This is a genomic window from Halomonas sp. H2 (assembly GCF_050215315.1).
Taxonomy (GTDB): Bacteria; Pseudomonadota; Gammaproteobacteria; order Pseudomonadales; family Halomonadaceae; genus Vreelandella.
Map to the genome: position 1 here is coordinate 307,360 of NZ_CP189760.1, position 19,533 is coordinate 326,892.

Sequence of the window (19,533 nt, forward strand, 5' to 3'; positions counted from 1 at the left end):
GCTATTTTTCTTCATGATGGCACATCGCCCTGAATACGCACCGCAGTCGGTAGGCGTAAGGATCACAATCGTTCCGACCGCCTCGTATTCAAAACAATAATCCAACCGCGAACTTTTCTCCCCCCGGGGAATTATTATTGGCGCCGGGGTGTACACACTGACAGCTATTGTTGTTAGGATGCCAAGCCACGTTGTACGTCGCGTCCTTATCGGGCCACTTGCTGGTTTTGTTATTGTTTGCTGCGCCTGTGCTGCCTACGCAAGCAAGTAATGAGACTTAAGCCTGTTGTTGTTATTAGTACCGTTGTCTCTACCTGGCCCTGTTGTTTTTGTTGTGGCTCAGGTGTGGGTGTGATCGTATTGTTTTTGTTAGTGACCTACCGCTATGCCCAGTTTGTTTTTCTTACCCAGTAATACTGCAGGCGCTGTGCCACCTATTTAATACATTATAAATTTCAGAAGGTTGGCGTTTTTTTGAGCGCAATGGAACTTTGCAGCGCAAAAAGTGTTACCCCTTCTGCACCATTTTGTGCGCAGCTTTGTGTGGGAAGGTAACAATGCCAGGGTGGCGAAGAGTGGGGTATTTCTTATTTAAATCAGCATATTAGACAATGGTCGTAGAGGTCGCGGGTGAGTCCAGGGCGCTAGGTGTGCTCAGGCGCTTAACCTGGGCGCCGGGCAGTTTTTTTGCGCGGTATGCCAAGCCGTTGGCGCCGCTCCCAGAGGTTTTTGCGGCTAATGCCAAGTTTCTGTGCCAGCTCGGTTTCACTCATTTGGTCTTGGTGCTCAAGCACAAAGTGCTGAAAGTAATCCTCTAACGAGAGATCGTCTTCATTTTCTTCAGCGGTATTATCCGCACTGCCAGAGGTTGCGGGAGTGTTCGTTAATGGTGCATGAGCGCGAGCGGTAATGGGCGCTAAACCTAAATCATCTGGGTGTATTAGATGCCCTTCTGCAAGAATGACGCCACGCTCAAGGGCATTCTCCAGCTCGCGCACGTTGCCTGGCCAGGGGTAGTCGCGTAAGTCCTGACGGGCAGCACGTGATAAACGTAGGCCGGACCGCTCATGGCGCTTACATGCTTTGTCGAGCAGAATGTCGGCGATCTCAAGTACGTCCTCCTCACGCTCGCGTAACGGCGGCAGCTCGATTTGCATCACATTCAGGCGGTAGTAAAGGTCGAGACGGAATTCGCCGGTTTTTGACAGCGCTCGTAGGTCGCGGTGGGTGGCCGCAATCAGCCGGACGTTAACGTGGCGGGTTTCCACCGAGCCAATTTTACGGATTTCACCCTCTTGGAGCACACGTAACAGCCGTGCTTGGGCATCCAGTGGTAGTTCGCCGATCTCATCCAAAAACAGCGTACCGCCATCGGCGGCTTCGACTAACCCGGTGCGCGCGGCGCTAGCGCCGGTAAAAGCGCCTTTCTCATGGCCAAACAGTTCGGACTCAATCAGTGTTTCAGGAATCGCCGCGCAGTTGACGCAGATCAGTGGCGCCTTGGCACGCTTGCTCTGCTGGTGAATAGCGCGTGCCACCAGCTCCTTGCCGGTGCCCGACTCGCCAAGCACCAGGACGGTGACATCGGCGGGGGCGGTTTTACTAATACGGGTATAGACCTGTTGCATGGCAACGCAGTTGCCGATCATGGTTTGTCGACTGCCGCCTGCATCGGTGATATCCGGCGGCGGACTCTGCTGCATCGACTGTTTATGCAGAATTCGCTCGACGGTTTCGAGCAGTTCGGCGTGGTCGAAGGGCTTGGCAACGTAGTCCACGGCGCCCTGTTTGAGCGATTCCACCGCAGAACGCATGCTGGCGTAGCTGGTCATGATCAAGACAGGCACCGGGGCCGCGGCGGTGATCAGGGTAGTGCCCGGCTCGCCCGGCAGGCGCAGGTCGCTGATGATGAGGTCGAAGCCTTTGAGCTCAAGCTGGCAGGCCTCCTCAGCGCTGCCTGCTTCGCTGACCGTATAGTTGTGGCGTTCCAGAAGGCGCTTTAACGCGCTGCGGATAATCGCTTCATCTTCAACAATCAGAATCCTGGGCATGGGCTGGCTGATCATCCTGTTGGTAGAGCGGCAGCCATAACGTAATGGCCGTGCCGCGAGGCTGTCCGGGCGGTGGCGAGGCCACGTCTATTTTACCCTGGTGCTCATTGATAATCTGATAAGCCAGTGAAAGGCCCAGGCCGGTGCCCTCGCCTGCTGGCTTAGTGGTGGTAAAAGGCTCAAATAAGCGATCGCGCACCCGTGGATCGATGCCTTGGCCGTTATCGGTTATCCGCCACCAGGCAAGTTGCTCATAGCGCCCGGCATTAATATGCACCGCTCCGCCGTGGTCGCAGGCATCCCGAGCATTGCTTAGCAGGTTGACCATCACTTGGGTTAGCCGTTGAGCGTCGCCGTGCACCACTAAGTCGTCGGGCGTCTCATTGGTTAAGGTGACATCCTCTCCCGAGCAGGCGAGGTGGATCAAGTGCAGTGCATCTTCGCTAATCGATGCGAGCGCCACGGGGGAGGTGGGGAGCGGCACCGTTTGGCGCCCGCCATGGGCAAAGCCGACCAATGAATTGACGATTTTAGTCACCCTTTGGGTGAGCTGCTGAATCTGGTCGGCGGTTTCTAGCAGCGCCGGGTCGCTGGTGTCGTAGCGCAGGTTTTGCGCCAGCGACGAGATGCCGGTAATCGGGTTGCCAATTTCATGGGCTACCCCGGCGGCCAACTGGCCGATGGAGGCGAGGCGCGCCGCATGCACCAGTTCATCTTCGAGCCACTTCATCTCAGTATGGTCTTCAATCAAAATCACGCTACCGCCACGGCTATCGTGGCCGCTGAGAATAGCTTTGTGCAGGGTCAGAAAGTAATCCTTGCCGTGCAGCGTCACCGCTTGCTTGTATAGCGGGCCTGGCGTTGCGTCTAACACGCTGCCCAGTAGGCTGGGCCAGGGAGCTGGCAGGCTATCGCGGCGCGAGCCGATCACGCTTTCACCGCTAATCTCCGAGAGCTGCGAAAGCGCTTGATTCCACATCAGCAACTCATCGTCATCGCCTAGCACGCACAGCCCCACGGGCAAATAGGCCAGGGTTTGGCGGTGGTGGCGGCGCAAGCCGTCGAGTTCCCGGGCGAGCCCCGTTAACCGCGAACGGTAGGCTTCCAGGCGGCTTTCAACAAAGTGAATATCGTCGGTTTCCGGCGCGTCGTCATGGCGGTAGGGCAGGTAGCGATCGACGATATCGCGGGCTACCGAAGGGCCCATCAAGCCGGACAAGTTCGCCTGAATGCGGTCACGTAGGCGGCGTAGTGCGTAGGGGCGCCGCTCTTGGGGCGTTAAGTTAAGCGCTTTTAAGGCCCGGGCGAGTTCGCGCTGTGCGGCTTCATCACCCAGCGCTTGGGCTAGGTGACTAGAGAAATCGCTGGCCGTGGCAGCCACTAGTGGAAAACGCTTCGAGCGGATCACCGCATCTACCGAGCACGCTTCCGCGGCGGACTGCTCCCCTTCTGAAATTCGCGTGAACAGCGATATCACGATCAGCAGCAGGATATTAATCGCCAACGACAGCAGCGTGACGTTATACCAAACCGGCGCATTGGCGGGCGTAAACGGTGTAAAGGGGAGTGTCGGTACGGGGAGCGAGAACATAAGCGGCAGCCATAGGCCCCACAGCCACACGCAGACGCCTGCGATCAAGCCAACAATCATGCCTTTACGGTTAGCGCCGGGCCAATAGAGCAGCGCCAGCATACCCGGCAGGCATTGGGCCATGCCGACAAAAGCGGCTAACCCTAGGCCGATTAAGCCGTGGTGTCGCCCTACCCACTGGTAAAACAGCCAGCCGCCGATAATCACCGCAACGACTAAACCACGGCGTAGCCACAACAGCCAGCCGTAGAGGTCGCTGCGTGCCTCGGGGGGGCTCGCGACCAGTACAATATGGTTGAGCACCATGCCGGAAAGCGCCAACGCAATCATAATCATGGTGCCGCTGGCGGCGGCTAACCCGCCGATAAACGCCAGCGCCCCTACCCACCAGTGCTCGGTCATTAGGAACGCGGCATAGGCGGCAATGGGTATATCGGCATTAACCGACTGAGCGGCCCACCAGATCAGTGGCACCGGCAGCGCCATTAACAGTAGAAACAGCGGCAGCGCCCAGCTCGCTTGCAGCAGGGTATGCCGCGACAGGCTTTCGGCAAAGCTGATATGGAATAGGTGTGGCATCATAAACGCTGCGGCGAAGAACAATAGCAGTAGGGTGCGCCATTGGGCTGGGTCAAGTTTGGGTGTCTGCTGCTGGAGGATAGCACCGGGGCCTTCCAGCCACAGCTGCATATCGCCTGGGCCGTCAAAAACCATCCATAGCGCCACCGCACCGAGCCCCAACATGGCCAGCAGCTTAACGATGGATTCAAATGCAATGGCGCTGAGCAGGGTGTCGTGACCGCCGTGAGTCTGACTGTGGCGGGCGCCGAAAATCACTGCAAAGGCGGCAATAATGGTACAAAAGAGCAGCGCAATGCTGCCCCCCGCTTGGCTAACGGTGAGGATATCGATAGCTTCGCTGAGGGTTTGCACTTGAATGCCAAGCAGTGGCAGCACCGCCAGCAGACTGACGATAGTCACCAGCGTACCCGCCCACCGCGAGCGAAAGCGAAAGGCAAACAGATCCGCCAGGGAGGTTAGTTGATAGGTGCGGGTAATGCGCTGGATCGGCACCAACAGCACCGGGGCGAGCAAGAATGCCCCCGCTGCGCCCAGGTAGTAGGCAAGGTAGCCAAACCCTGCATGGGCGGCCATTTCTACGCTGCCATAAATCGCCCAGGCACTGGCATAAACCCCCAGGGCAAGGGTGTAAACAATCGGGTGGCGGGTAATGCGTACTGGCACCCAACCACGCTCTACCGCAAAACCGCAGCCAAATAGCAGCGCCAGGTAGCCTAGCCCAAGCAGTAGGACACCGACTATCTCAACGTGCATCTCAACGTTCATCAAGCTTCCTCTTCTGCTCCAGCCAGAGGGTCAGTGCAATTAAGCCACCCCAAATCGCAAACGGCCGATACCAGGCAGCCGAAGGGTCACTCCAGCCATTCATCAGCAGCGGAGAGAGCAGGTAACCGCCAAACACCAAAAACAGCATGATGCGATAGACGTACATATCAATCTCCTGATGGATGTAAGAGGGGAGTTAAACGGTGTGGTGCTGGCCTTAGTCGTGCCAATGACCAGTTGGCTACCGCCCAGTGTAGCTGAGTCGACGGTGGCTCCGCTGAAAGGTCTTGGGGCGGTGCTTGATCTAGCGCTTGCAGTGCCTGAAAGAGCTGCTGGCGTACACCGTGGTCATTTTCAGCCAGGGCGGGAGCGAGGTTCTGCTTCGACAGCTTCTGGCCTTCATTGGTGACGATGAGCGGCAAGTGTAGGTAGCGCGGTTGCGCGAGCTGAAGTGCGCCCTGCAATTGGCGCTGCCAAGGGGTGTTATCGAGTAGATCAAGCCCACGCACGACATCGCTAATCTGCTGTTCGGCGTCGTCTACCACCACCGCGAGCTGGTACGCCCACAGGCCATCTTTGCGTTTTAACACCACATCGCCTAGTTCAGCGGGGTCAAGCTGCTGCTCGCCGAATAGTCGGTCTTGCCAGCGAATAGGGCGCTCGCCGTGGTTGCTGCGAAGCCGCCAGGCCACTGGCTTACTGGGGGCGCAAACGCCATCGCGGCACCAGCCAGGGTAGATGTCAAACGCCTGCCACTGCTTGCGCGAACAGCTGCAGGGGTAAGCAAGGTCTAGCTGAATCAGCCGGTCTAAGGCGTGTTGGTACGCATCATTGCGGGTGTGCTGCCACAGCACCGCTTCCTCCCACTCCAGGCCAAAGGTTTCCAGTTGGCGCAGGATAGTACTCGCCGCCCCTTCAGGGCAGCGGGGTGGGTCGATATCTTCAATACGTACCAGCCACTGCCCATCGGCCGCGCGGGCATCTAAGTAGCTGCCTAAGGCGGCGACTAGCGAGCCAAAGTGCAGCGGGCCTGAGGGCGTAGGGGCAAAGCGGCCACGGTAGCGAGCAGGTTCATTCATAGCGTTGTTTTTGAAAGCGCCTGGTTATTCACAAAATAATATTCACATAAAAGCCATTCACAAAAACGGGCACCCTAAGGTGCCCGCGTTCAAGTAGAACGTTGTTTTAGCGCTCAGCCGCCGAGCTGCTTCTCCTTGAGTTCTGCTAGGGTTTTGCAATCCACGCAGAGGGTAGCGGTAGGGCGAGCTTCTAAACGCCGTATGCCAATTTCAACGCCGCAGGCTTCGCAGAAGCCGTAATCGTCATCATCGATGTTATCCAGCGTCTCGTTGATTTTCTTGAGCAGTTTACGCTCGCGATCCCGGGTGCGCAGTTCCAGGCTAAAGCCCTCTTCCTGGGTAGCGCGGTCGGCGGGGTCGGCGTAGTTGTTCGCATCTTCCTGCAGGTGGCGCACGGTGCGATCCACCTCTTCCATGAGATCCTGTTTCCAATCCAGCAGCAGCTGTCGAAAGTGCGCTAGCTGCTGCTCGTTCATATACTCTTCACCCGGCGCTGGCTCATACGGGGTGAAGGACTTGGACGCTTCCGGTTTCTTTTCTGCTACTGGCATGGGAGTGCCCCTTACAAGCAAGTGTGACTACTGATTGATCATGAGCGTATGCCACGATCTCACGCCAAAGGGATGCTTGTTTAGCTGAAAAATGGCTGAGTTGCAAGCATAATGGTGTTTTCTCTACTCTGGTTTGGCGTCTTAAAAAGCTAGTATCATGCTTTAGTTAGCTTTTAACAATGGCCACGTTTTCATACTGAATAAGTGAAGGAGCCGTTATGGCCTGGAATTCGCGCGTCGATCGCGTTGCCCCTTTTCGGGTCATGCACTTGCTGGAAATGGCCCAGGCGCGGGAAGCCGCTGGCCATGATGTGATTCATCTGGAGGTGGGTGAGCCGGATTTTGCGACCCCAGAACCGATTGTTGCGGCCGGGCAGCAGGCACTGGTCGATGGTCATACCCGCTACACGCCAGCGGCAGGGCTGCCCGCGCTACGTGAGGCCATTGCCGGGCACTACGCTGAGCACTTTAGCGCCACGCTGGATCCGGCGCGCATACTGGTAACGCCAGGTGCTTCCGGGGCACTGCTGCTGGCCAGTCAGCTACTCGTCGAAAGCGGCTCACGGGTGCTGATGGCAGACCCGAACTACCCCTGCAATCGCCACTTTATGGCCCTGGCGGGTGCTGAGATTGATGCGGTATCCGTAGGGCGTGAGAGCGGCTGGCAGTTGGACGCTGGATTGGTCGCGCAGCATTGGCGTGAAAATACCAGCCTTGCAATGCTGGCGTCGCCTTCCAATCCCACCGGCCACACGTTGAGCGCTGGTCAGCTCTCCGCCGTGCTAGCCGCCATCGCCGAGCGTGAAGGCGAGGTGATCGTCGATGAGATCTATCAGGGTCTTAACTACGACGATGCGCCGTTGTCGGCGACCTCGCTTTCGGCCAGCGCCTTTGTGGTCAATAGCTTCTCAAAGTATTTCGGCATGACCGGCTGGCGCTTGGGCTGGCTGGTGGCGCCTGAGCATGCGGTGGAGCCGTTAACGCGGCTGGCGCAGAATATGTTTCTGGCCGCGCCGACGCCTTCACAGCATGCGGCATTGGCCGCTTTCACGCCTGAGTGCCGGGGCATCCTCGAACAGCGCCGCGCAACGCTGAAAGAGCGTCGTCAGGTGCTGCTTGAGGGCCTCGCAGGTTTAGGGCTGGCGCCAGATCTGCCGCCCCAGGGGGCATTCTATTTATGGTTGGATATCTCCCGCTATAGTCGTGATAGCCAAGTGTTCTGCGAGCGGTTGCTGCAGGAAGAGAATGTGGCAATTACCCCCGGCATTGATTTTGCCGTGCGCGGGGGCAAGCACCATGTACGCATAGCCTTTACCAATGACGTGGCGCGCCTAGAAGAGGCGGTGGCGCGCATGGCACGTTTTGTGAGCAGGTTGTGATGCTGGGCTATCCAGCGCTTGTGCCGGGTACGCTACTCAAACGCTACAAACGCTTTCTAGCCGATATTCTTTTAGACGATGGACGCGAGGTGGTCGCTCACTGCCCCAATACCGGCTCGATGAAAGCAGTGAACGTGCCGGGCTGTCGAGTGTGGCTATCACCCAGCGATAACCCTAAGCGCAAGCTCGCCTGGACCTGGGAGTTTATCGAGCTGCCGCAAGCCGGTGGGCAGGTGGCGCTCGCCTCGGTGCATACCGGCCGCGCTAACCGCATTGTGGAAGCGGCGCTGAAGGCGGGTGCATTAGCGCCGTTAGCAGGCTATGCCACGCTGCGCCGAGAGGTAAAAGTAGCCGATGCCCGGCTCGATTTTAGGCTGGATGACCCTGAGCGGGGCCGGGCGTATATCGAAGTAAAGCAGGTCACCCTCAAAGAGCTGGATGGCCACGGCTACTTTCCGGATTCGGTCAGCATGCGCGGGACCAAGCATCTGCGTTCACTTCAGGCACTGGCGGAGCAGGGCGAGCGGGCGGTGCTGCTGTTTTGTGTCGCTCACGAGGGGATTGCAGATGTAGCCGCCGCTGCGCATATTGACGCGACGTACGCAGCGGCTCTGGGGGAAGCTGCGGCCAGCGGGGTGGAAGTGCTGGCCTATGGCATGACAGTAAAGCGAGAGCAGGGGCGCCCCATTGGAGTGGGGTTAACGCGCAGCCTGCCGGTGCGGCACGCGAGCTTTATAAAAGATAGGGCTTAGCGATCAATATAAAAGCGCTGAATAAAGTTTACCGGTTCGGGGGCCGCGTTGCGGTCGTAGCGCACGCTTAGCTCAAAGCGCATACCCTCATCTTCGCGTATGGTAAAAGGCGCTAAGTGGTAAGTGGCATCGCCGTCATGCACGGTGCGAAAGCTGAGCGACTCCTGAACGCCGGTTAAGCCGCTAACGTGGCCCTGCACGCTGGCGTTAACCGGACGGGTGCTGCCATCGTCCTGGCGCTCGCGAACGCTCACATTGACCAAGCCGCGGTTAGCGCTGCGCTGAATATTGTTCGCTTGAGCCACCTCCGGGGTTAAAAAGCTGCTGTTCACCGCGCTGTAGTGAATCTCGTAATCGCCAACCTGGGCGAACTGCTCCGCGTAGGCAGCGGTGGCGAAAAGCGTGCCGACAAGGGCGGCACTCATCATTAAGCGGCGTAGCATGGTCGTACCTCCTTGATTAGCATAAAGCTTAGCGTCGGCGAACGCGGAAAATGGCAATTTCACCAAATAGATTGGGCCATAGCCGCGATTTCCAGTGACCTTGATGATCCCCCACGCCCACCGCGCGATCAACAATCATCAAGCCCTTTTCACGGCACAGGTGCTCAAAGTCGTTAAAAGTGGAGAGGTGAATGTTGGGCGTGTCGTACCAGGCGTGGGGCAGCGATTTGGAGACTGGCATATAGCCGCGCAAACCCAAATGCACACGGTGGCGCCAGTAGGCGAAGTTGGGGAAGGTGATAATGCCCTCTTCGGCAACGCGCAGCATCTCATCGAGCATTTTGTCCGGACGGCGCAGCGCCTGCAGGGCTTGGGTCATGATCACCTGATCGTAGCTGTTGTCGCAGAAGCTGCTTAAACCGTCGTCCAGGTTGTGCTCAATCACGCTGACGCCACGGGCCACACAGGCATTAATGCCGTCGTGGTCAATTTCCAAGCCATAACCGGTCACGCCTTTATTGCGCGCCAGGGTCTCCAGCAGCTCGCCGTCGCCGCAGGCGAGGTCGAGTACGTGCGCGCCTTTGGGCACCCAGTCGTAAATCAGTTCAAGATCGGCGCGCATCATGGCGTCTCCTCCGGGCCCGGCTCATCTTTGCTCAGCTTATCTTTGCCCAGCTCTGCGAGATTCAGCTCCCGGGCCGTGCGGTTCATAAAGGCACTGAAGATAGCGTCGTAGCGCGGCTCAGAGAGTAAGAAAGCATCGTGCCCATGGGGTGAGTCGATATTGGCATAGCTAACCGCTTTACCAGCGCGGGTGAGCGCATCGACCAGCTCGCGGGAACGCGAGGGCGGGAAGCGCCAGTCGGTGGTAAAGCTGACAATCAAAAACGGGCACTGCGCTGGGGCCAGGGCGTTGGCTAAGTCGCCCCCTTGAGTGGCGGAAGGGTCAAAGTAATCCAGCGCCTTGGTCATCAGCAGGTAGGTATTGGCATCAAAGGCGGTGGAAAACGTATCGCCCTGATAGCGCAGGTAGGACTCCACCTGGAATTCGACGTCGAAACCGAAGTTGAGATCGTCGCTACGCAGGTCGCGGCCAAATTTGCTACCCATGGCGTCTTCTGACAAGTAGGTGATATGCCCTACCATGCGCGCTAGCTTTAGTCCGCGCTTGGGCACGGTATCGTGTTCAGCGTACCAGCCATCGAAGAACTCCGAATCAGAGCGAATCGCCTGGCGGGCCACTTCGTTAAAGGCGATATTTTGCGCAGAGAGCCGGGGCGTGGCGGCAATCACTACTGCGTTGGCGACCCGCTCCGGGTAGGTCATCGTCCACTGCATTACCTGCATGCCGCCCAGACTGCCGCCCACTGCCGCCGCCCAGCGCTCAATCCCCAGGTGGTCGGCTAGCCGCGCTTGGCTGGCCACCCAGTCGCTTACCGTCACCATGGGGAATTCTGGCCCCCACTGGCGGCCAGTGTCGGGATTGTGGCTGACCGGCCCGGTGCTGCCGTGACAGCCACCCAGGTTATTCAGCGAAACCACAAAAAAGCGGTTGGTGTCGATCGCTTTGCCGGGGCCGATATGGGCGTCCCACCAGCCGGGCTTGCGGTCTTCTTCGCTGTGATAGCCCGCCGCGTGGTGATGACCAGAAAGCGCATGACAAATCAGCACTGCGTTGCTGTGGTCAGCGTTCAGCGTGCCGTAGGTTTCGTAAATCAGCTCGTAAGCAGGCAGTACTTTGCCGCAGGCAAGGGCGAGCGACGTGTCGAAGCGTGCTACGTGCGGGGTAACCAGGCCGACGGAGCCCGCCGGCCGGTCTGCAAACGCAAACGTATCTGAATCAGGCATTGAAGGCGCTAGTCCTGCTAAAAAGTGCAACTAAATGAATCAGTCTGTATAGATCCATTAAATAAACAGCGGGCAGTCAGCCGCCATCACAGCCCGACCAGCGCGCCGGAAATGCCCGCCGCGCGGATCATTGAGCCGACCACCAAGCCATCGATCAGGTTAATGGCGATAAACACCACGATGGGCGATAGGTCGATCATGCCCAGCGCAGGAATCACTTTGCGCACCGGGGCCATAATCGGCTCCACCAGTTGCATGACGAGAAGAGCACCTGGATGGCTGGCGTTAGGGGCTACCCAGCTGAGGATGATCATCACAATCATGGCAAAGAAGTAGATTTTTAAAATCGCATTTGCCAAGGCCGCCACACCCGCGATGAGCAGCCCGGGAATGGGCGGCATGCCAATGCCAATGACCATAAAGATGGCGCTGATACTGACCACTTTTAATGCAAAGCCTGCCGCTAACGTGGCAAGGTCGAAGCGGCCCGCCACGGGGCCTAAAAAGCCTTGAAACAGGCCTACTACCGGCTGGGTGATTTTGACCACCGATTGGCTTAACGGATTGTAGTAATCCGCCCGCGACGCTTGCAGCAGAAAGCGCAGCATCAGTAAAAAAAGGTAAATATTGATCAGGGTATTTACCAGCATTAACCCTGCACTGCCCAATTCATTGCCCATTATAGAGACTCCTTGATGATCCGTAGCTCAACGGCTGCGCTAGCCGAATAGCTGTATTAGCTGCCGCTCAGTTCCTTAGCCATGGCCTGGGCACGATCGGCGCAGGCCTGCATGGCGTCGGCAATCGTGGTGCGCAACTGTGCCTCTTCCATGTGGTGAATGGCACGTTCTGTGGTGCCACCAGGTGACATGACGTTCTGTTTTAGCGTGGCCGGGTCTTTATCACTTTGTTGTGCCATGGTGGCGGCACCTAGCGCGGTTTGAATAGCGAGGCGGCGCGCGGTGGCGGCAGGCAAACCGAGTTTAACCGCGGCTTCCTCCATGGCTTCGAACATCAAAAAGAAGTAGGCCGGGGCACTGCCGGAAACAGCGGTCACTGCGTCTAACAGGGCTTCTTCTTCCACCCACTCGACAATGCCGACAGCTTCCATTAGCTGGGTGGCCTCATCGCGCTGGGCATTGCTGACCTTAGCGTTGGCGTAGAGACCGCTGGCGCCAATGCCGACCAGCGAGGGCGTATTGGGCATGCAGCGTACCATGGCATTTTGGCCGCCTAGCCACTGGTCGATAGTGTCGGCATCCAGGCCGGCAGCAATCGAGATAACCAACGGCTGCTGGCGCTGAACGCTGTCGCGCAGCGCTTCGCATACGTTGCGCATGATTTGCGGCTTCACCGCGAGTACCACCACATCGGCTTCAGCCACCGCCGCATTGTTGTCGGTGTGGGTATTGATGCCTAAGCGTTGTTTAATCGCTGCCAGTTCGCGGTCATTCGGCGCGGTGGCGGTAATAGTAGAAGGCGCGACGCCGCTGTCGATCAGGCCGCCGATGATGGCGCTGGCCATATTGCCAGCCCCAATGAAGGTAATCTTATTCGCCATACCAGGTGTCCTTAAGTAAAAGTATGTTCAGTGAAAAGGTAGGCTACTGCCCGCCTAAGCCGATTGGCGAGCGCCGAAAATCGCGGTGCCTAACCTTACCAGCGTGGCGCCTTCCAGTATCGCCGCTTCTAAATCGTCGCTCATGCCCATTGAAAGTGTATCAAGGGGGGCGTCCGGCAAGCTGCTTTGTAGGGAGGTTAACGCCTCACGCAGCGCTGCCAAGGGCTGGCGCTGAGCATCTACGCCTTCCGCCGGAGCGGGTATTGCCATTAAGCCGCGCAGGTGCAGGTTAGGCAGCGTGGCGACTTCTCTGGCCAATTCCTCTAACGCCTCGGGCAGCACACCCGCTTTGCTCTCTTCGCGACTGATATTAACCTGCAGGCAGATATTGAGTGGCGCAAGGTGCGTTGGGCGCTGTTCGCTAAGGCGCTTGGCTATTTTTAGCCGGTCGACGCTGTGCACCCAATCAAAGTGCTCGGCCACAGAACGGGTTTTGTTGGACTGCAGTGGCCCAATGAAATGCCACACAATGCCGTCAAGATCGGCGAGCTCAGTCTGCTTCTCCAACGCTTCTTGAAGATAGTTTTCACCGAACTCACGCTGGCCCAGCTGCCAAGCCTGACGAATCATCGCCGCAGGCTTGGTTTTGCTGACCGCCAGTAGCTTGGCTGCATTCTGGGTGCGCCCTGCGTTTTCTAATGCATTACGCAGGCGCTCACGCGCCTGAGCGTATGAATAGCCGAGTGACTCGTTAAGCGCGATGTCTGTCATACTCAAGCACCTTACCGCAGCTGGGAAGAGAGATGGATATTACCGAACTGCTAGCATTCTCGGCAAAGCAGAATGCCTCTGACTTGCACCTTTCGGCCGGTTTGCCGCCCATGATACGTGTTGATGGCGACATTCGTCGGCTCAATGTGCCCGCTATCGATAATAACGATGTGCGCAAATTGATCTACGCCATCATGAATGATCGTCAGCGGCGCGACTACGAAGAGCACCTGGAAATTGATTTTTCCTTTGAAGTGCCGGGGGTCGCACGCTTTCGCGTTAACGCCTTTACTCAAGCGCGCGGGGCGGGGGCGGTGTTTCGCACCATTCCCAACCAAGTGCTCTCCATGCAAAACCTCGGGCTGGATGAAGTGTTCGAGCGCTTGGCGATGTTGCCGCGGGGCTTAGTGCTGGTGACCGGGCCGACCGGGTCGGGCAAGAGCACCACGCTTGCGGCGATGATCGACTACATTAACGACCATCGCTACGAGCACATTCTGACCATCGAGGATCCCGTCGAGTTTGTCCACACCAGCAAGCGCTGCTTGATTAACCAGCGCGAAGTTCACCGCGACACCCATAGCTTTGCCGACGCGTTGCGTAGCGCGCTGCGCGAAGACCCGGATGTGATTCTGGTGGGCGAGCTGCGAGATTTAGAGACCATTCGGCTAGCGCTGACCGCAGCTGAAACCGGTCACCTGGTACTGGGAACGCTGCACACGACGTCTGCAGCCAAAACAATCGACCGGATTATCGATGTTTTCCCCGGCGAAGAGAAAGCCATGGTGCGTTCCATGCTGTCGGAATCGCTTCAGGCGGTGGTGTCGCAGACGCTGCTTAAGCGTGAGGGCGGCGGCCGGGTGGCGGCCCACGAAGTGCTGATTGCCACCTCGGCAGTGCGTAACTTGATACGTGAAGACAAGGTGGCGCAGATGTACTCGGCCATTCAAGCCGGCGGTAGCTTGGGCATGCAAACGCTGGACGCTGCGCTGTCTCGGTTAGTAAAAGAGGGCACGGTGAGTTTAGACGAGGCGCAAATGAGTGCGAAGGGAACGCTGGCATTAAAAGGTGAGTAGCGACGGCTCAATGCCAGTCGCCAGTTCAAGCTCATAGTTTAGCAAGCATAAATACCACCTAGTACCCGCGGCCCTTGTGCGCCGGTAACCGAGGGCAGGTTGCCGGGTAGGTGGTGCAGGCGTTGGTGAGCCAGCCAGGCAAAAGCTCCCGCTTCAATCCAATCTTCAGGCCAGCCGTACTCGGCTGGCGAAGTGAGCGTTGCGCGCGGGAGATGATAGGCAAGGCGCTGCATTAAGTAGCCGTTGTGAGCGCCGCCACCAGCGGTGATTAGCGTTAGTGAACCGTCACTGATCTGCAGTTGCTCAATGCCTTGAGCAACACTGACGGCAGTGAGTTCGGCCAACGTCGCCTGAACATCGGCGGCGGATTCCTGGCCGCTGAGATGTTGGCGGAGCCAAGCCAGGTGGAAAAGCTCACGCCCCGTACTTCTCGGCGGCGGCTGCTGGAAAAACGGTTCTGATAACAGCCGAGCTAACAGCGCTTCATCTACCTTTCCGCTAGCGGCCCAATCGCCGTCCTGGTCAAAACGGCCACCCTGATGTAAGGCAAACCAACTATCCAATAAAACATTCGCCGGCCCGGTATCAAAGCCGATGACAGGGTCGCACGGCTGGCTCGAAAGCCAAGTCAGGTTGGCAAAGCCACCCAGGTTAAGCACCAGCTGATGCGTGTCTACTCGACCAAATAGCGCCTGATGAAACGCCGGTGCCAGCGGTGCGGCCTGGCCGCCGGCGGCTAGGTCGCGGCGGCGAAAGTCGGCCACTACTGTGCAGCCGGTGAGCTCTGCCAATAGGCTTGGATTATCCAACTGAAGCGTATAGGCCGGGCCGCCTTCGTGGCCTGCAGGGGCGTGTTCGATGGTTTGGCCGTGACTGCCGATGGCACTGATCTGTTCTACACCCACTGAAAGAGGCGCTAATAAGCGTTGTACGGCTTGGGCTTGGCATTGGCAGAACGCGTGCTCGGCTGCTGCGAGCTGGGCGAAACTCACCTGCTCTGCATGACACAGTGTGAACAATTGGTGATGTAGCTCATCTGGCATCGGTTCGGCATGGGTGGCCAACAGGCGCGGTGGCGAATCTTTTTCGATGGCGATAAGTGCCGCATCTATACCGTCCAGGCTAGTGCCGGACATCAGGCCAACATAGTAAAGCGGCAAAGCGGTAGGTGATTTCATAAGCAAACTCGTGCAAAGCGTGGCCAATATCCAACCAGGGCTAAAACAAGGCCAAACCAAGGCTCAACCAGGGCGAACGAGCATGGTAACATCGTCGGCTATTTATCACCTGAGCCCGGTAAAGGGCGGTTCTTTATAGTGGAGAGAGGCAATGAGTGAGGTGGATCAGGCTTTAGCGCTGCTGTCGCGGGGTACGCATGAAATCCTGGTAGAGGATGAGTTAAAAAACAAGCTGGCTTCAGGTCGCAAGCTGCGTATTAAAGCGGGTTTTGATCCCACGGCCCCCGACCTGCACTTGGGGCATAGCGTGTTGCTAACCAAAATGCGCCAGTTTCAGGACTTGGGGCATACGGTTATCTTTCTGATCGGTGACTTTACCGGTCGTATTGGCGACCCCACCGGCAAAAACGTGACGCGCAAGCCGCTCACTGAAGAGGACGTTAAAGCCAACGCCGAAACCTATAAGGAGCAGGTGTTTAAAATCCTTGATCCTGAAAAAACTGAGGTGCGCTTTAACGCCGAATGGTTTAGCGAGCTCACCGCCGCCAAAATGATTGAGCTGGCAGCGCAAAGTACCGTTGCACGCATGCTGGAACGGGACGACTTTGAGAAGCGCTATAAAGCCAATCAATCCATTGCTATCCACGAATTTCTCTACCCGCTAGTACAGGGCTATGACTCGGTAGCGCTTGAGGCAGACGTTGAGCTGGGCGGTACCGACCAGAAGTTCAATTTGCTGATGGGGCGTGAGATTCAAAAGCACTTCGGTCAGGAGCCCCAGGTAGTCATCACCATGCCGCTGCTGGAAGGGTTAGACGGCGTGCAGAAAATGTCGAAGTCGCTGGGTAATTATATTGGTGTCGATGAGGCACCGGGTTCCATGTTCAATAAACTGGTCTCCATGCCCGATAGCCTAATGTGGCGCTACTTTGATCTGCTCTCTTTGAAATCCAATCAACAGATCGACGCGCTTAAGCAGAGCGTTGAGCAAGGCGCGAACCCGCGGGATATAAAGATGGAGCTGGCGCGGGAGCTGATTGCTCGTTACCACGGCGACGAAGCAGCAGCCAATGCACACAAGTCTGCGGGTAACCAGCTGGCTGATGGCGAACTCCCAGAAGATCTGCCGGAAGTCACGGTCGATTTCGAAGGCGGCGAGCAAGCCCCCATTGCGGCAGTGCTAAATAGGGCAGGACTTGCAAACAACAGCGCTCAAGCTAAAGACATGCTGGGTAATGGCCGGGTTAAAGTCGACGGCGACGTCGTTGCCAAAGACACTATGCTGGCGACAGGTAAGCGCTATGTGATTCAGGCGGGCAAGAAACGTTACGCTCGCGTGACGCTTGTTTGAACTTTTTGTGCTTATTTTCAATGTAGGCCTTGCCAATCCGTCAGCGAAACCGTAAAGTACGCATCCGCTGCCGGGGACGCCAAGCGTTACCAGCGGTGAATGAAGTGTAAAAGCTTCGGTTTGTCAGGAAGTTAGCGCAGGTTCTATCGCTCGCTTCCGTCGCTAAAGCAGCGGTTGACAACCACCAGGAACTGCGTAGAATACGCCTTCCTCGCTGAGGCAAGCCAAGTCAACGGCAGCCCGGTTACTTTCACAGTAACCAGACAGCGAAACAGCTCTTTAACAATTTGATCAGGTAATTCATGTGGGCGCTTGCTGATGTTGGTGACAAATCACCAAATATCAAGGCAAGCGACTCAAGCAATAAGGTTTTAAAGGATTCGTCCTTTGGGATCTGTTTTGAATGAATTCGTTTGACCCTTGAGCCAAGTTTGGTTCGCTTCTGTCCCTTTCGAGTGGCAGGTAAGAACCGCATAGATCTTAAACTGAAGAGTTTGATCATGGCTCAGATTGAACGCTGGCGGCAGGCCTAACACATGCAAGTCGAGCGGTAACAGGGGGTGCTTGCACCCCGCTGACGAGCGGCGGACGGGTGAGTAATGCATAGGAATCTGCCCGATAGTGGGGGATAACCTGGGGAAACTCAGACTAATACCGCATACGTCCTACGGGAGAAAGGGGGCTTCGGCTCCCGCTATTGGATGAGCCTATGTCGGATTAGCTAGTTGGTGAGGTAATGGCTCACCAAGGCAGCGATCCGTAGCTGGTCTGAGAGGATGATCAGCCACATCGGGACTGAGACACGGCCCGAACTCCTACGGGAGGCAGCAGTGGGGAATATTGGACAATGGGGGCAACCCTGATCCAGCCATGCCGCGTGTGTGAAGAAGGCCCTCGGGTTGTAAAGCACTTTCAGCGAGGAAGAACGCCTAGTGGTTAATACCCATTAGGAAAGACATCACTCGCAGAAGAAGCACCGGCTAACTCCGTGCCAGCAGCCGCGGTAATACGGAGGGTGCAAGCGTTAATCGGAATTACTGGGCGTAAAGCGCGCGTAGGTGGCTTGATAAGCCGGTTGTGAAAGCCCCGGGCTCAACCTGGGAACGGCATCCGGAACTGTCAGGCTAGAGTGCAGGAGAGGAAGGTAGAATTCCCGGTGTAGCGGTGAAATGCGTAGAGATCGGGAGGAATACCAGTGGCGAAGGCGGCCTTCTGGACTGACACTGACACTGAGGTGCGAAAGCGTGGGTAGCAAACAGGATTAGATACCCTGGTAGTCCACGCCGTAAACGATGTCGACCAGCCGTTGGGTGCCTAGCGCACTTTGTGGCGAAGTTAACGCGATAAGTCGACCGCCTGGGGAGTACGGCCGCAAGGTTAAAACTCAAATGAATTGACGGGGGCCCGCACAAGCGGTGGAGCATGTGGTTTAATTCGATGCAACGCGAAGAACCTTACCTACCCTTGACATCGACAGAAGCCGAGAGAGATCTTGGTGTGCCTTCGGGAACTGTCAGACAGGTGCTGCATGGCTGTCGTCAGCTCGTGTTGTGAAATGTTGGGTTAAGTCCCGTAACGAGCGCAACCCTTGTCCTTATTTGCCAGCACGTAATGGTGGGAACTCTAAGGAGACTGCCGGTGACAAACCGGAGGAAGGTGGGGACGACGTCAAGTCATCATGGCCCTTACGGGTAGGGCTACACACGTGCTACAATGGCCGGTACAAAGGGCAGCGAGCTCGCGAGAGTCAGCGAATCCCTTAAAGCCGGTCTCAGTCCGGATCGGAGTCTGCAACTCGACTCCGTGAAGTCGGAATCGCTAGTAATCGTGAATCAGAATGTCACGGTGAATACGTTCCCGGGCCTTGTACACACCGCCCGTCACACCATGGGAGTGGACTGCACCAGAAGTGGTTAGCCTAACGCAAGAGGGCGATCACCACGGTGTGGTTCATGACTGGGGTGAAGTCGTAACAAGGTAGCCGTAGGGGAACCTGCGGCTGGATCACCTCCTTAAACGATGCGTCACACGTTAGTAAGCGTCCACAATGAATTACCTGATCAAAGATAGAGCAAACGGTAGTTAGCTTAGCTATTACGTGATTTTGTCATCGTAATGGCTAAATGACCGGGTCTTTAGCTCAGTTGGTTAGAGCGCACCCCCTGACCTTAAATGGAAAGCAGGGTGAGGTCGGCCAGCCGACGCGGTTGTAAGAGTAGTGAGTAAATGGGTCTGTAGCTCAGTTGGTTAGAGCGCACCCCTGATAAGGGTGAGGTCGGCAGTTCAAGTCTGCCCAGACCCACCAAATTCCTGTAATACTGCGTTAAAATGTTCCTCGTATAGCAGGCTATACGTCGTTGCATTTTGCCTTATCTTACAGAAATTTGCGTGAATTTAGTATTGGGGCCATAGCTCAGCTGGGAGAGCGCCTGCCTTGCACGCAGGAGGTCAGCGGTTCGATCCCGCTTGGCTCCACCATTACATTACTACCATGTTTAACCTTAAATACCGTTTGTGAATGTTTCGTGACCATTGATAAGTCGCTGCGTTGTAGC

At 56.9% G+C, this 19,533-nt stretch carries 16 protein-coding genes, 2 tRNA genes and 1 rRNA gene; 7 read left to right on the forward strand and 12 right to left on the reverse strand.

All coding sequences use genetic code 11. The features are described 5' to 3' along the window. Positions 1-662: 662 nt before the first annotated feature. The 5 genes from ACQE2I_RS01500 to dksA all read right to left on the reverse strand — a co-directional run bounded on the left by ACQE2I_RS01500 (position 663) and on the right by dksA (position 6,619). Positions 663-2,051 (reverse strand): sigma-54-dependent transcriptional regulator, encoded by a 1,389-nt coding sequence (locus ACQE2I_RS01500; RefSeq protein WP_427029732.1) that lies wholly within the window; start codon positions 2,049-2,051, stop codon positions 663-665. After that, positions 2,029-4,977, reverse strand: a complete 2,949-nt coding sequence (locus ACQE2I_RS01505; protein ID WP_427031368.1) for an ATP-binding protein — start codon at positions 4,975-4,977, stop codon at positions 2,029-2,031. Before ACQE2I_RS01505 ends, ACQE2I_RS01500 begins: the two co-directional genes overlap by 23 nt. Before the next feature lies 1 nt (position 4,978). Continuing rightward, positions 4,979-5,155 (reverse strand): hypothetical protein, encoded by a 177-nt coding sequence (locus ACQE2I_RS01510; protein ID WP_427029733.1) that lies wholly within the window; start codon positions 5,153-5,155, stop codon positions 4,979-4,981. A gap of 1 nt (position 5,156) precedes the next feature. Continuing rightward, positions 5,157-6,068 (reverse strand): tRNA glutamyl-Q(34) synthetase GluQRS, encoded by a 912-nt coding sequence (gene gluQRS / locus ACQE2I_RS01515; protein WP_427029734.1) that lies wholly within the window; start codon positions 6,066-6,068, stop codon positions 5,157-5,159. Positions 6,069-6,181: 113 nt separating this feature from the next. Continuing rightward, positions 6,182-6,619 (reverse strand): RNA polymerase-binding protein DksA, encoded by a 438-nt coding sequence (dksA, locus tag ACQE2I_RS01520; protein WP_007111809.1) that lies wholly within the window; start codon positions 6,617-6,619, stop codon positions 6,182-6,184. Positions 6,620-6,837: 218 nt separating this feature from the next. Between dksA and ACQE2I_RS01525 the strand changes: the two genes are divergently transcribed. Both ACQE2I_RS01525 and sfsA read left to right on the forward strand, forming a co-directional pair. Continuing rightward, positions 6,838-7,998, forward strand: coding sequence for an aminotransferase class I/II-fold pyridoxal phosphate-dependent enzyme (locus ACQE2I_RS01525; protein WP_427029735.1), 1,161 nt, complete (start codon positions 6,838-6,840; stop codon positions 7,996-7,998). After that, positions 7,998-8,750 (forward strand): DNA/RNA nuclease SfsA, encoded by a 753-nt coding sequence (gene sfsA, locus ACQE2I_RS01530; RefSeq protein ID WP_427029736.1) that lies wholly within the window; start codon positions 7,998-8,000, stop codon positions 8,748-8,750. Before ACQE2I_RS01525 ends, sfsA begins: the two co-directional genes overlap by 1 nt. Here sfsA and ACQE2I_RS01535 read toward each other — a convergent pair. The 6 genes from ACQE2I_RS01535 to ACQE2I_RS01560 all read right to left on the reverse strand — a co-directional run bounded on the left by ACQE2I_RS01535 (position 8,747) and on the right by ACQE2I_RS01560 (position 13,373). Continuing rightward, positions 8,747-9,193, reverse strand: coding sequence for a DUF4426 domain-containing protein (locus ACQE2I_RS01535; protein ID WP_427029737.1), 447 nt, complete (start codon positions 9,191-9,193; stop codon positions 8,747-8,749). The genes sfsA and ACQE2I_RS01535 overlap by 4 nt on opposite strands. A gap of 28 nt (positions 9,194-9,221) precedes the next feature. Then, on the reverse strand, positions 9,222-9,815 hold the full coding sequence (metW, locus tag ACQE2I_RS01540) for a methionine biosynthesis protein MetW (protein ID WP_008958817.1): 594 nt from the start codon (positions 9,813-9,815) through the stop codon (positions 9,222-9,224). Beyond that, positions 9,815-11,041, reverse strand: coding sequence for a homoserine O-succinyltransferase MetX (gene metX, locus ACQE2I_RS01545; protein ID WP_427029738.1), 1,227 nt, complete (start codon positions 11,039-11,041; stop codon positions 9,815-9,817). The genes metW and metX overlap by 1 nt, the downstream gene beginning before the upstream one ends. Positions 11,042-11,127: 86 nt before the next feature. Next, positions 11,128-11,721, reverse strand: a complete 594-nt coding sequence (locus tag ACQE2I_RS01550; protein ID WP_427029739.1) for a YggT family protein — start codon at positions 11,719-11,721, stop codon at positions 11,128-11,130. Between the two features lie 56 nt (positions 11,722-11,777). Next, entirely contained in the window at positions 11,778-12,602 is an 825-nt protein-coding gene (gene proC / locus ACQE2I_RS01555; RefSeq protein WP_427029740.1) for a pyrroline-5-carboxylate reductase, read from the reverse strand. A 54-nt stretch (positions 12,603-12,656) separates the two neighbouring features. Further along, positions 12,657-13,373, reverse strand: coding sequence for a YggS family pyridoxal phosphate-dependent enzyme (locus ACQE2I_RS01560; RefSeq protein ID WP_427029741.1), 717 nt, complete (start codon positions 13,371-13,373; stop codon positions 12,657-12,659). A gap of 32 nt (positions 13,374-13,405) precedes the next feature. On the opposite strand from ACQE2I_RS01560, the gene ACQE2I_RS01565 reads away from it, so the two are divergent. Further along, entirely contained in the window at positions 13,406-14,449 is a 1,044-nt protein-coding gene (locus ACQE2I_RS01565) for a type IV pilus twitching motility protein PilT (RefSeq protein ID WP_427029742.1), read from the forward strand. Positions 14,450-14,487: 38 nt separating this feature from the next. On the opposite strand, the gene ACQE2I_RS01570 is transcribed toward ACQE2I_RS01565, so the two are convergent. Beyond that, positions 14,488-15,627, reverse strand: coding sequence for an anhydro-N-acetylmuramic acid kinase (locus ACQE2I_RS01570; RefSeq protein WP_427029743.1), 1,140 nt, complete (start codon positions 15,625-15,627; stop codon positions 14,488-14,490). Positions 15,628-15,778: 151 nt separating this feature from the next. On the opposite strand from ACQE2I_RS01570, the gene tyrS reads away from it, so the two are divergent. The 4 genes from tyrS (at position 15,779) to ACQE2I_RS01590 (ending at position 19,456) form a co-directional block, all read left to right on the forward strand. Next, positions 15,779-16,978: a tyrosine--tRNA ligase gene (gene tyrS / locus ACQE2I_RS01575; RefSeq protein WP_427029745.1), complete on the forward strand. Its 1,200-nt coding sequence runs from the start codon at positions 15,779-15,781 to the stop codon at positions 16,976-16,978. A 482-nt stretch (positions 16,979-17,460) separates the two neighbouring features. Beyond that, positions 17,461-18,993, forward strand: a 16S ribosomal RNA gene (locus ACQE2I_RS01580). A 213-nt stretch (positions 18,994-19,206) separates the two neighbouring features. Next, positions 19,207-19,283: transfer RNA gene (locus ACQE2I_RS01585), tRNA-Ile, on the forward strand. A 97-nt stretch (positions 19,284-19,380) separates the two neighbouring features. Next, positions 19,381-19,456 (forward strand) — tRNA-Ala (locus tag ACQE2I_RS01590). Positions 19,457-19,533 lie beyond the last annotated feature (77 nt).